This window comes from Tatumella sp. JGM118 (assembly GCF_018257515.1).
Taxonomy (GTDB): Bacteria; Pseudomonadota; Gammaproteobacteria; order Enterobacterales; family Enterobacteriaceae; genus Tatumella; species Tatumella terrea.
The window spans coordinates 443,661-455,898 of record NZ_JAERJR010000001.1 but is presented as its reverse complement, the minus strand read 5'-3'; the positions used below and the strand labels follow the sequence as shown (position 1 = coordinate 455,898).

General features: G+C 54.2%; 10 protein-coding genes. 5 read left to right on the top strand and 5 right to left on the bottom strand.

Features of this window, described 5'->3' with window-relative positions; genetic code table 11:
- Nucleotides 1–43 precede the first annotated feature (43 nt).
- Nucleotides 44–1,471 carry a 16S rRNA (cytosine(1407)-C(5))-methyltransferase RsmF gene (gene rsmF, locus JK223_RS02090; RefSeq protein ID WP_212712551.1) on the top strand — a complete coding sequence of 476 codons (1,428 nt, stop codon included), beginning with the start codon at nucleotides 44–46 and terminating at the stop codon, nucleotides 1,469–1,471.
- A 183-nt stretch (nucleotides 1,472–1,654) separates the two neighbouring features.
- Here rsmF and JK223_RS02085 read toward each other — a convergent pair whose 3' ends face one another.
- Nucleotides 1,655–1,993 carry a DUF2511 domain-containing protein gene (locus tag JK223_RS02085; RefSeq protein WP_212712550.1) on the bottom strand — a complete coding sequence of 113 codons (339 nt, stop codon included), beginning with the start codon at nucleotides 1,991–1,993 and terminating at the stop codon, nucleotides 1,655–1,657.
- A gap of 38 nt (nucleotides 1,994–2,031) precedes the next feature.
- Nucleotides 2,032–2,904 (bottom strand): copper homeostasis membrane protein CopD, encoded by an 873-nt coding sequence (gene copD / locus JK223_RS02080; RefSeq protein WP_212712549.1) that lies wholly within the window; start codon nucleotides 2,902–2,904, stop codon nucleotides 2,032–2,034.
- 232 nt (nucleotides 2,905–3,136) lie between these two features.
- Here copD and JK223_RS02075 point away from each other — a divergent pair, with 232 nt between their 5' ends.
- The gene (locus JK223_RS02075; protein WP_212712548.1) at nucleotides 3,137–3,370 is read left to right on the top strand and encodes a DNA polymerase III subunit theta; all 234 of its coding nucleotides are present in this window, start codon (nucleotides 3,137–3,139) and stop codon (nucleotides 3,368–3,370) included.
- Nucleotides 3,370–4,044, top strand: a complete 675-nt coding sequence (exoX, locus tag JK223_RS02070; RefSeq protein WP_212712547.1) for an exodeoxyribonuclease X — start codon at nucleotides 3,370–3,372, stop codon at nucleotides 4,042–4,044. The genes JK223_RS02075 and exoX overlap by 1 nt, the downstream gene beginning before the upstream one ends.
- 4 nt (nucleotides 4,045–4,048) lie before the next feature.
- On the opposite strand, the gene JK223_RS02065 is transcribed toward exoX, so the two are convergent.
- Complete coding sequence (locus JK223_RS02065; protein WP_212712546.1) at nucleotides 4,049–6,106, bottom strand: S9 family peptidase; 2,058 nt, start codon at nucleotides 6,104–6,106, stop codon at nucleotides 4,049–4,051.
- Nucleotides 6,107–6,383: 277 nt separating this feature from the next.
- Here JK223_RS02065 and purT point away from each other — a divergent pair, with 277 nt between their 5' ends.
- The gene (purT, locus tag JK223_RS02060) at nucleotides 6,384–7,562 is read left to right on the top strand and encodes a formate-dependent phosphoribosylglycinamide formyltransferase (RefSeq protein WP_212712545.1); all 1,179 of its coding nucleotides are present in this window, start codon (nucleotides 6,384–6,386) and stop codon (nucleotides 7,560–7,562) included.
- A 126-nt stretch (nucleotides 7,563–7,688) separates the two neighbouring features.
- Here purT and JK223_RS02055 read toward each other — a convergent pair whose 3' ends face one another.
- Together JK223_RS02055 and zwf are read right to left on the bottom strand one after the other, a co-directional pair.
- On the bottom strand, nucleotides 7,689–8,264 hold the full coding sequence (locus JK223_RS02055) for an Ail/Lom family outer membrane beta-barrel protein (RefSeq protein ID WP_212712544.1): 576 nt from the start codon (nucleotides 8,262–8,264) through the stop codon (nucleotides 7,689–7,691).
- Between the two features lie 487 nt (nucleotides 8,265–8,751).
- Complete coding sequence (zwf, locus tag JK223_RS02050) at nucleotides 8,752–10,227, bottom strand: glucose-6-phosphate dehydrogenase (RefSeq protein ID WP_212712543.1); 1,476 nt, start codon at nucleotides 10,225–10,227, stop codon at nucleotides 8,752–8,754.
- A 562-nt stretch (nucleotides 10,228–10,789) separates the two neighbouring features.
- On the opposite strand from zwf, the gene pyk reads away from it, so the two are divergent.
- Nucleotides 10,790–12,232, top strand: coding sequence for a pyruvate kinase (gene pyk / locus JK223_RS02045; protein ID WP_212712542.1), 1,443 nt, complete (start codon nucleotides 10,790–10,792; stop codon nucleotides 12,230–12,232).
- The last annotated feature ends 6 nt before the right edge of the window (nucleotides 12,233–12,238 follow it).

Below are 12,238 nucleotides of genomic sequence, written 5' to 3'. Positions count from 1 at the left end.
TATCATGTTACACTGCGGCATTATTTTCTGACGGAACTCCGCTGTGTCCGATTCATCCCTTTTTTTACCTGACGATTTCCTGGCGCAGATGCAACAACTGCTCGGTGACGGGGTATCTTTTGAAGATTTCAAAACTTATTGCCGGTTACCGCTGCGCCGCAGCATTCGCGTTAATACCCTGAAAATCTCTGTCGCTGCATTTCTGGATAAGATCGCCGGTTATGGCTGGCAACTGACGCCGGTTCCCTGGTGTGAAGAGGGATTCTGGATCACCCGTGAAGATGAATCCCTGCCACTGGGCAGTGTGGCTGAGCATCTGAGCGGACTGTTTTATATTCAGGAAGCCAGCTCAATGCTGCCGGTTTCCGCCCTGTTTGCCCATTGTGAACGCCCTCAGTCGGTTATGGATATGGCGGCCGCTCCCGGTTCCAAGACCACCCAGATCGCTGCACGAATGGGCGACGATGGTATGATCCTGGCGAATGAGTATTCGGCCAGTCGGGTCAAAGTACTGCACGCAAATATCAGTCGCTGCGGTGTCACCCGTGCGGCTATCACACATTTTGATGCCGCCGTCTTCGGGCCGGCCTTACCGGAGTATTTTGATGCTGTACTGCTGGATGCCCCGTGTTCAGGCGAAGGGGTTATCCGTAAAGATCCGAAGGCCCTGAAAAACTGGAGCCCGCAGAGCTGTGAGCAGATAGCCGGCACTCAGCAGGGACTCCTGGAAAGTGCTTTTCAGGCCCTGAAACCGGGGGGAACACTGGTCTATTCGACCTGCACCCTGAACCGGCTGGAAAACCAGCAGGTGATCGACTCACTGCTCGCCCGTTATCCGGATGCGGCAGAAGTTATCCGGCTTGATACCCTTTTCCCGGGCGCAGAACAGGTCGCCACCCCGGAGGGTTATCTGCATGTCTTTCCGCAGATATTTGACAGTGAAGGTTTCTTTGTTGCCTGCCTGCGCAAAACCGGCAGTGTTCCTCCGCTGCCGGCACCGACCTATAAAGTCGGCAAATTCCCGTTTTCCCCGTTATCCCGTAAACAGGCAGAAGAAGTACGTCAGCTGGCGGCCGCTTCCGGGCTTATCTGGCCGGCAGACCTGGAACTCTGGCAACGGGATAAAGAAATCTGGCTTTTTCCTCAAGCGACCGTCCCTTTGTTTGGCCGGATCCGCTTTTCGCGTATCGGAGTGCGGCTGGCAGAAACGTTTGCCAAAGGTTACCGCTGGCAGCATGAGGCGGTGATCGCGCTGGGAAACCCTGACCATTCACTGATCTACACCTTCTCTGATGAAGAAGCAGAAGAGTGGTATCGGGGACGGGATATTCATCCTGACGGTCCGTTACCGGGTAATGAAATGCTGGTGATGCATCACGGACAGCCACTGGGCCTGGCTAAAAAGGTCGGCAACCGGATTAAAAACAGCTATCCGCGGGATTTAGTCAGGGACGGACGTCTGTTCCGCTGACAGTGCCGAAAAAAAGACCGGACACAACTCCAGTGACCGGTCCAGGGAAATGGCTCAGAGAGCCGTGCGCTAAAAAATGATGAGCGGTAACCTATGGCAGTTGCATGGGTTAGTATCAGTAATCATAGTTCAGATCCTGATAATTTCCAGCGCCCCCCTTTTTCAGGCCATCCGGGCCGTCAGTTAATGACCGCACAGCCCGCCGGCTTTTTCAATCAGCGGCTGCAGGCTCATCTTTTGCCCGCTGTGTGCTTTATCGTCCAGCACCAGCGGCGTAATAGACTCCCCGCTCGCCAGTCCCTGACTGACTTTCTGTTCCGCCTTTGCATTCAGCGGATAGTTCATCAGAGTGGATGGATTGATCGCAAATAACGACCCGTCTTTTTCACAGGTCAGCATGATTTCTTCGCGGTTAAGCGGCCAGGTGGCCTTTCCGGTTTCAAAACGACTCACGGTGATGACCTGGGTCGCCAGCACAGGCGTGCTCAGTGCCAGCAGCAGCCAGGGTAATTGTTTCTTCATTTCAGTCTCAGCCTTTAATATCACGTAATAAAACAGAATCAGCCCGGTGACAGTGTAGCAAACAGGCTGACGACCGCGATGGCGCCCAGCGCCAGTCCCATTTCGGCCTGTGTCAGACGAATAAACCGGCGCCGACTCTCTGCCGGGGATTGCCTGAACCGGGGAACCAGCCAGTAGCGATTCAGTAATGCCAGCATCACCATAGCCGCCACCAGCACACTCTTAACCAGCACCCCCGTTAGCCAGAACGAAAAATGTCGGGGGATCCCGGAGATTAGCAGGGTATTACTTACGCCACTGAGAATAACCAGCGCGACCGCCCAGTGACCATAGCGGGAGAATTTCATCATGGTTAAAGCGGCCGTGTTATCTTGCGGGTCCCGCTGTCCTTGCTGCATCAGCAATAAGAGCGGATACAGGCCGCCACACCAGAAAGCGGCGGCGAGCACATGCAGGCTCTGGCTTACCTCTCCTGCCACACCACGCCAGCCATCATGCATCGCGGCATGGCCTGTCATTGCCGTCAGGATCAGTTGCAGTATCAGGGTGACCAGCAGCAGATAACGGGCGGCCTCCCCGCCGGCCCGCAACAGCATGACCGACACGGCGGCAAGGATCATCTCCGGCAGCCAGGCATGGCCGAAACGCGTACCCGCCACCGCTGACCAGATATCAGGCTGACTAAGGGCGGTAATTTCACCGCTCATCATGACCGTCTGCAGTGCAAACAGGGCGATGGCAGAGAACAGTGCCACCCCTGCACTGCTCCGCAGGGCTGGCGATAAGCGTATTTCCAGGCGGTTTCTGTAACCGGCCGGCGTCAGCAGCATCAGATATGTCAGACATCCGGTCAGCAGCAACAGACTACTGAAATGAAAAAATCGCAGCAAAATGTTTAAAAAATCAGTCACCGTCACTCCGGCTACGGGGTGTAATGAAGCTATAATAACCTGTCTGTATCCACGGATAAAATTCGTTTTTACTGCCTGAGACACCGGATCCCACAGGTAATTTGCCGCCGGTGCGCCGGTTTTCGTCAGGAACACGCTGCTGCCCTGTGCGTATCGGCTTTGCGGAGGCAGGAAAGGGTTGATCGCCCCGACAGAAAACATTATTTTTGCGGCTGATAACATGGAGTCTACGATGAGCTTTAATTTAGCCCTGCTCAGTGCAGAAGAAAAAGATCGCATTAATACTGACTTAGCCGCCTCCGGCGTGGCGTTCAAAGAGCGCTACAATATGCCGGTCGTCGCAGAGATTGTTGAGCGGGAACAGCCGGAAGCCCTGCGTGAATATTTCCGGCAGCGGCTGGGCGTTTATCGTCAGACGGCGCTGACCCTTTCCCGCCTGCCTTACGAACCTAAACAGAGAAGCTGATGTTCAGGGTCATTGATACGGAAACCTGTGGGTTAGAGGGCGGCATTGTTGAAATTGCGTCGATAGACGTCATCGACGGTAAGATGATGAACCCGATGAGCGATCTGGTCTGTCCTGACCGGCCCATCAGCTCCCGGGCGATGGCTATCCATCGGATAACCCCGGCAATGGTTGCCGGAAAACCCTATATTGAGGATGTCATCGGTCGTTATCAGGGAAGCCCCTGCTACGTGGCACATAATGCCAGCTTTGACCGCCGGGTGCTGCCTGAAATGGGCGGCGAATGGCTGTGCACGATGAAAATGGCACGGCAACTCTGGCCGGGCCGGAAATACGGTAATCAGGCACTGCGCCACAGTCTGCAACTTGATGTGACGCCACCTGCCGGACTGCATGCCCACAGAGCCCTGTATGACTGTTATGTCACCGCGGCACTGCTACTGCGCATTATAGAAGAGTCAGGCCAGCAGTTAACTGGCCTGCGTACGCTGGCTCAGCCCGCCTCCCGGGACGTGGCCGCCGATATTTTCCCGTTCGGGAAGTACCGGGGTCAGCCGGTCGCCCTCATTGCACGCAAAGATCCCGGCTATTTACGCTGGATGCTGGATAACCTGACAGATCTGCGTCCGGCGTTTCGCCAGACGCTGCAACGCTATCTGAAAGGACAACCCTGAGCCCTCAGTGGCCCAGGGTGCCCTCCGCCAGCCCCAGCAGGAATGCCATTTCCAGCGCAATATCTTCATAGGCTTTAAAACGGCCTGACTTCCCGCCGTGACCTGCCTCCATATCGGTCAGCAGCAATAACAGCCGATCATCCTGTTTAATCTCACGGAGTTTTGCTACCCATTTGGCGGGTTCCCAGTATTGCACCTGTGAATCATGCAAACCGGTGGTCACCAGTAAATGCGGATAACTGACCGGGGCAATATTATCGTACGGGCTGTAGGCGCGGATGGTCGCATAATCTTCCGCCCTGTTCGGGTTACCCCATTCATCATATTCACCGGTGGTCAGCGGAATACTCTCGTCCAGCATGGTGGTCAGCACATCCACAAACGGCACCTGTGCAACAACGCCATGATAGAGCGACGGTGCCTGATTGATCACCGCGCCCATCAGTAACCCGCCTGCACTGCCGCCCATAGCGTAGCAGCGGGTAGCCTCCCCGTACCCCTGCGCCAGCAACTGCCGGGTGGCATCGGTAAAATCGCTGAAGCTGTTCTGTTTATTGGCCAGACGTCCGGCGTCATACCAGGCCTGTCCCAGCTCCCCGCCGCCACGGATATGTACCAGCGCATAAACGAAACCACGGTCCAGCAGGCTCAGACGACTGCTACTGAAATCTGCCTCCATACTGCTGCCATAGGCCCCGTAACCGTATACCAGTAACGGATTTTTACCTGGTGAGAACAGGGATTTCCGATAAACCAGGGAAACCGGAATACGACAGCCATCTTCCATGGTCAGCCACAGATATTCACTTTGATAGTGTTCACTGCTGAAGCCTTTGACCGCCGATTGTTTCAGGATCTGGCGTTCACCGCTGTCCAGATCCAGCTGATAAGTGGTGACCGGGGTGGTCATCGACGAGTAACCGTAACGTAATTGTGAGGTTTCCGGTGACGGGTTATACCCAAGCCAGGCTACCCGCGTCGGGTCATCGAAGGTAATCTCCCGTGTTTCATCCCGAAAGCGGTGATACTGTGTCAGGCAACTCAGTCCATTTTCACGTTCCCCGGTGACCAGCCAGTCACGGAAGATCTGAAAATCTTCCAGCACCCGATGTTCACGGGCAGGCAGCAAGGTTTGCCAGTGTGATTCCTGAGGTGTCGCCTCTTCTGCCATAAACAGCGCAAAGTTGATCCCTGCCGAATTTGAACGGATATAAAAATGGTTCTGATAGTGGTCAAGGTCATACTCATGGTCTTCCCGGCGCGGCAGGAAGCAACGGGCGGGTGCGGACGGCTGTCCTGCATCCACCAGCCAGATCTCGCTGGTCGTCGTGCTATCGATAATGATTTCAATAAACGCTTCGGACGTGGTTTTCCCAAGGCTGACATAAAAACTATCATCCGATTCCTCATACACCAGCTGGTCATCGGTGACCGGGGTACCGGTCTCGTGACGCCACACCTGCCACGGCAAAAGTGTGTCGGGATCCTGCCGGACATAGAATAAGGTTTTGCCGTCATTGGCCCATATCAGCGAAGGCGACACCCCGGTCAGTACCTCCGGCAGCCAGCAGTTTTGCTGTAAATCATACAGGCGGATCTCATACTGACGTCGGGACAGAAAATCTTCAGCCACCGCCATCAGCCGGTTATCAGAGGTAATATCCAGCGCCCCGAGATTATAAAACGGATGATTTTTCGCCCGCTGATTACAGTCAATCAGACATTGCCAGTCCGGCTGTAATCCCTCTTCATCGGCCGCACGGAACCAGAGTGGATATTCCCCCCCTTTTTCGTAGCGCTGCTGATAAAGATAACCATTCTTGCAATAAGGCACCGAGTGATCCTTTGGCGGGATCCTGGACACCATTTCTTCATAAAGTTTCCGCACCAGCGGCGCCACGTCGGATAGCTGTTGCCGGCAGTAGCTGTTCTCAGCCTGCAGATAAGCCAAAACGTCAGGATCCGAGCGCTCGTCATCCCTGAGCCAGTAATAATCATCGACACGGGTTTCGCCATGAAGGGTCATGGTATGGGGGTGTTTCGCTGCTTTAGGTATTGTCATTCTCTTTTCCTGGTCATCGTATGGCCTGTCCACCGGGGCCAGCCATTCAGGGAGGGTCCCGGGCTGCGCGTGACTGGCTATGACGGTATCATTCTGGCGATTTCTGCGCGCCGCCGGGTGCCTGTCTGCCCGCTTATGTGACAACGTCACCTGGATACGCACGGCCCTCTGCTGCTGAATGTAGCATTATAAAAAAGAAATCGCCCGTTAATGCCTGCGCAATCGTTTTCGTTTATACTGCCCGCCGTGTTTATGATCAGATTTAATGGGTGGAACAATGGTAACTCTTGGCACGGCACTGCGTCCTTCAGCTACGCGCGTAATGTTATTAGGCTCAGGTGAACTGGGAAAAGAAGTGGCGCTGGAATGCCAGCGACTGGGAGTGGAAGTGATTGCCGTCGATCGCTATGCGGATGCCCCGGCAATGCATGTGGCGCACCGTAGCTATGTCATCAATATGCTTGATGGTGCAGCACTGGCGGAGATCATCGCTAAAGAGAAGCCGGATTATGTAGTACCGGAAATTGAGGCAATTGCCACCGATACTCTGCTGGAACTGGAACAGCAGGGACAGCGCGTGGTGCCGTCGGCACGGGCGGCAAAACTGACCATGAACCGTGAAGGGATCCGTCGTCTGGCAGCCGAAGAGCTGCAACTGCCAACCTCCGGTTACCGCTTTGCCGACAGTAAAGAGGCCTTTTTTGCCGCCGCACAGGACATCGGTTTTCCCTGTATTGTCAAACCGGTAATGAGCTCCTCCGGTAAAGGTCAGAGCTTTATTCGTGATGCTGCCGGACTAGAAAAGGCCTGGGATTATGCACAGGAAGGCGGCCGCGCCGGGGCCGGACGGGTGATTGTGGAGGCGGTTGTCGCTTTCGATTTTGAAATTACGTTACTCACCGTGCAGGCGTCAGACGGGATCCATTTTTGTGACCCCATCGGACATCGTCAGGAAGACGGCGATTACCGGGAATCCTGGCAGCCTCAGGCGATGAGCCCGGCAGCCCTGCAACGTGCTCAGACAATCGCCGCTTCTGTGGTCGGCGCACTGGGAGGTTATGGACTGTTTGGCGTGGAACTGTTTGTCTGCGGTGATGAGGTTATCTTCAGCGAAGTCTCTCCGCGGCCACATGATACCGGTATGGTAACGCTGATTTCCCAGGATTTATCAGAGTTTGCCCTGCATGTCCGTGCTTTCCTTGGCCTTCCGGTCGGCGCCATCCGTCAGTATGGTCCGGCGGCTTCCGCCGTGATCCTGCCGGAACTGAACAGTAGTGACGTCCGCTTTGTCGGGGTAGATCAGGCCCTGTCTGCCGGGGGGCAACTCCGTTTATTCGGAAAACCGGAAGTGGCCGGCCGACGTCGTATGGGTGTGGCACTGGCCTGTGCCACCACGACCGACGAAGCTGTCAGCAAAGCCATTGCCGCCGCCCGGGCGGTAACCGTCAACGGCTGATCCGCTCCCGGGGCCCGGGAGTCGCCGGCCGGAAATTTCCGGCCGGCACCTCACCCTTTCCTGCCTGCCAGTAATGGCTTGTTAAACCGTATCAGACAAATTTCTGTGTCCGCAGGGCCGCGCCGGTCAGAATGCCACCCCGGCTCCGAGATTAAAGCTACTGAAGGTCTTCGTCTCTCCCGATACCTTCGGCCGGGCAATGTCATAGGACAGGTCGAGGACGATACGGTTAAGCGGGTTAATCTGCGTCCCCAGGCTTACCATCGGCACCGTAGAGCGACTTTGTTTGTGGAACATATAGGCCAGCCCTCTGTTTAACGGAGGAGTAAACACATTCAGCCAGTTAACTTCCGTTTTATTGACGGTGATCCCTGCCTGACCATAGACACTGAAGAATTCATTAAACCGCCAGGCGGGACCTGCCAGGAATGAATATTCCCGGATGCGGGTTTTGCTCTCATAGGACTGGTACAGGCGATGATGTTCATAATAGGTCGTGGATTTCAGGTAACTGGCTGAAACAATGAGGCTGAGCGGGGTATTCCATTCATAACGGTATTTCAGGTTAAGACCGCGCAGATTATTCACATCTGCAACCTTCGCACCGGTATAACCCAGAGAAACGCTATGCCGGGCCGCATTTACCGGCATCGTCACCAGTACGCCGGCTACCAGCGTCAACAAGACAGAGTATTTTTTCATTCGTTATCATCCATAATCCTGAATACATCAGGCCCGGCGTCGGGCTTCCTTTAACGCAGGCAATTGCTCTGGCTCTGACCGTGGTCAGGCCGGGCGGGCTGGCATACTGTCACTCCCCTTACCCCGTCCGGGGATAACGCGCAATCGCTGCATTGCGCTCATTATATAAAGCTGACTCCGGGAGTCATTAGCTAACCTGCTAATAACAATGAAAATAATTTTATCGTTACCGGAGTTTCTCCGTTTAACCGGTTAACGGTGGCCCGCAGAACCGCGATCCGTATGGCGGAGGTTCCCACAGGGGCCGGTACGGTAAAGGCGAATGACGATACCCCCAGGTCGTGGAGAACAGAACATCGTCTTCTGACTCCAGAGAAACCGAAGAGGCCGGGTCTGGCAGTCAACCCTTCGGGAGAGTCTTCATAGGCTTAAATAAAAAACGGCCTGCTTAGCAGGCCGTCAGTGAAATCATACGCAGAGGCAGATGTTATTCAAATTCGTTCCAGGAACGTCCGTCACGGGTGATCATCGCGACTGAGGCTACCGGCCCCCAGGTGCCAGCCTGGTAAGGCTTCGCACTGTCGCCATCGGTTGTCCAGGCATTGATGATGGAGTCAACCCAGGTCCATGCGGCTTCCACTTCATCACGGCGGACAAACAGCGCCTGAATGCCACGCATGCTCTCCAGCAACAAACGCTCATAAGCATCCGCCAGGTGAGATTCGTTGAAGGTTTCTGAGAAGCTGAGATCCAGTTTGGTGGTCTGCAGTTTATGTTTATGATCCAGACCCGGGACTTTGTTCAGGATCTCGATATCCACCCCCTCGTCCGGCTGCAGGCGAATGGTCAGTTTGTTCTGCGGCAGCTCTGAATAGGAATCTTTAAACAGATTCATTTCCGGATTTTTAAAATACACCACCACTTCCGAACACTTAGCTGGCAGACGTTTCCCTGTTCTCAGGTAGAAAGGGACCCCGGCCCAGCGCCAGTTATCGATATCCACACGGATAGCGGCAAAAGTCTCTGTGCTGCTGGTTTTATTCGCGCCCTCTTCTTCCAGATAGCCCGGTACTTTCTTGCCCTGTACAAAGCCTGCAGTGTACTGACCACGTACCGTTTTCTCACGGACGTTGGTTTGATCAATCGGACGTAACGAACGCAGGACTTTCACTTTTTCATCACGAATGCTGTCCGCACTGAGATCAGAAGGCGGAGACATCGCAATCATGGTCAGGATCTGCAGCAGATGGTTCTGGATCATATCGCGCATCTGACCGGCTTTATCAAAATAGCCCCAGCGCCCTTCAATGCCTACCTCTTCAGCGACCGTGATCTGTACATGATCGATCGTCCGGTTATCCCAGTTATTCACGAAGATGGAGTTTGCAAAGCGCAGCGCCAGCAGGTTCAGCACCGTTTCTTTACCCAGGTAATGGTCGATACGGAACACCTGACTCTCATCGAAATACTCGCCCACGCTGTCATTGATTTCACGCGAGGTTTCCAGTGAGGTCCCCAGCGGTTTCTCCATAACAACACGAGCCGGTTTTGCATTCAGTTTTGCCTGGCCCAGGCCCTGACAGATGGCGCCGAAGGTCCCCGGCGGCATCGCGAAATAGTTGATGGTGACACGTTTTTTCTGGTCCAGCATTTTACCCAGACGGGAAAAGTGTGCGGCATCGTTCACATCCAGATTACAAAAATCGAGACGACTGCTGAGTTTATCCCACAGCGCTTCATCGATTTTTTCTTTCATGAAGGTTTCCAGTGCTTCACGCACTACTGCGACATACGCTGCTTTATCCCAGTCTGCACGGCCTACGCCGATAATGCGGGAATCGTCATGGATCTGACCGGCTTTTTCCAGCTGATACAGGGAAGGCAACAGTTTGCGGCGTGCGAGATCGCCTTTGGCACCGAAGATGACCAGATCACATGCCTGGGCCTGATGGGTTACCGCCATTCTACTCTCCTCATTGCAGAGTTACCGTCACGGTCTGCTGATAGTGCCGGTCTCTTTTCACTTTTAATTTATTTGCGTGACACTGTACTTCTTTTTAGGCCATCAGGTAAATACACAGATAGTTACCTGGTGTGTGAGTCTGTTCAGCCCGTCAGATAATCTTAACACACTGACTGCACTGAAAATTAACTAACGTACACCGCCACCTGTTGAGCGCGTCCTGTACCGGAGTTTACCATCATCCTTGCAGGGTGGCTTTCAAGGGAACACTGTTATTCCCTTTTTGAATAATAGACGATGACATTCAATTGCGGAGAAATTGCCGTTATTTTCCATTTTTAGCGCCTGTTCCGCACGAATCCTCCCCTATCCACCGATATGTTGTACCGTATCAAAGAACTCATGCGGAAATGGGGTTGAGATAAGTATTAAGAATACTGCGCGAAATGTTAACAAAATAACAACATTTAAGCTCGAAACAGCACTTCCGGATCAGTTAGAATGTGATCCGGTTGCCCGGCGCAGACCACTCATGCTGCTTTATTCGCCAACGGAGTCTTTCATGCCAAGACGTCTCAGAAGAACCAAAATTGTTACTACCCTCGGCCCCGCCACTGACCGCGATAATAATCTGGAAAAGGTCATTGCTGCCGGGGCGAATGTTGTGCGTCTTAATTTTTCTCATGGCAGTGCCGTGGATCATCAGACACGGGCCGATAATGTGCGGGCAATTGCCCGTAAGCTCGGCCGTCATGTGGCTATTCTTGGCGATCTCCAGGGCCCTAAAATTCGCGTCTCGACCTTTAAGGATGGCAAAGTTTTCCTGAATATCGGCGATGATTTTGTGCTGGACGCCACGCTGGACAAAGGGGAAGGCAATCACCAACAGGTCGGGATAGATTATAAAGATCTGCCACGGGATGTGGTGCCTGGAGATATCCTGCTGCTGGATGATGGCCGTGTGCAGCTTAAAGTGACACAGGTGAACGATGTTCAGGTCTTCACCCGCGTGACCGTTGGCGGCCCGCTGTCGAATAATAAAGGCATTAATAAACTGGGTGGCGGACTGTCGGCGGCAGCACTGACCGAAAAAGATAAAGCCGATATTCATACGGCCGCCCTGATCGGCGTCGACTATCTGGCGGTATCGTTTCCACGTACCGGAGAGGACCTGCGCTACGCACGTCAGCTGGCGGAGGCGGCAGGATGCGATGCCCAGATAGTGGCAAAAGTTGAGCGTGCCGAGGCGGTTGCCAGCCAGCAGGCCATGGACGATATTATCCTAGCCAGCGATGTGGTGATGGTGGCCCGTGGCGATTTGGGGGTCGAAATCGGTGACCCGGAACTGGTTGGTATTCAGAAAACACTGATCCGACGCGCGCGCCAGCTCAACCGGACCGTCATTACGGCCACTCAGATGATGGAATCGATGATCACGAACCCGATGCCGACCCGCGCCGAGGTGATGGATGTGGCTAATGCGGTACTGGATGGCACCGATGCGGTGATGCTCTCTGCAGAAACCGCCGCAGGACAGTACCCGGCGGAAACCGTCAGCGCGATGGCAAATGTCTGCCTGGGGGCAGAGAAGATCCCCAGTGTGAACGTCTCCCGACACCGGCTTGACGTACAGTTTGATAATATCGAAGAAGCCATCGCCATGTCAGCGATGTATGCAGCCAACCACCTGAAGGGGGTGACGGCCATTATAACGATGACCGAGTCGGGCAGAACAGCATTGATGACCTCCCGGATCACCTCCGGATTGCCGATTTTTGCGATGTCGCGTCACCCGAAAACACTGAGCCGGACGGCATTATACCGGGGGGTGACGCCGGTAGAGTTTAAGAGTTATACCGATGGTCTGGCTGCCGTGCATGATGCCATCACTCTGTTGCGCGAAAAAGGGTATCTGATGTCCGGCGATTTAGTCATTGTAACTCAGGGAGATGTGATGGGTGCCAGCGGGACGACAAATACCAGCCGGGTACTGCGGGTGGAATAATCTCTG

What these genes read in the sequence shown, in the direction of transcription:
- JK223_RS02085 (WP_212712550.1), bottom strand. Translation starts at nt 1,993, where the DNA reads ATGAAGAAACAATTACCCTGGCTGCTGCTGGCACTGAGCACGCCTGTG.
- JK223_RS02075 (WP_212712548.1), top strand. Translation starts at nt 3,137, where the DNA reads ATGAGCTTTAATTTAGCCCTGCTCAGTGCAGAAGAAAAAGATCGCATT.
- exoX (WP_212712547.1), top strand. Translation starts at nt 3,370, where the DNA reads ATGTTCAGGGTCATTGATACGGAAACCTGTGGGTTAGAGGGCGGCATT.
- JK223_RS02065 (WP_212712546.1), bottom strand. Translation starts at nt 6,106, where the DNA reads ATGACAATACCTAAAGCAGCGAAACACCCCCATACCATGACCCTTCAT.
- purT (WP_212712545.1), top strand. Translation starts at nt 6,384, where the DNA reads ATGGTAACTCTTGGCACGGCACTGCGTCCTTCAGCTACGCGCGTAATG.
- JK223_RS02055 (WP_212712544.1), bottom strand. Translation starts at nt 8,264, where the DNA reads ATGAAAAAATACTCTGTCTTGTTGACGCTGGTAGCCGGCGTACTGGTG.
- zwf (WP_212712543.1), bottom strand. Translation starts at nt 10,227, where the DNA reads ATGGCGGTAACCCATCAGGCCCAGGCATGTGATCTGGTCATCTTCGGT.
- pyk (WP_212712542.1), top strand. Translation starts at nt 10,790, where the DNA reads ATGCCAAGACGTCTCAGAAGAACCAAAATTGTTACTACCCTCGGCCCC.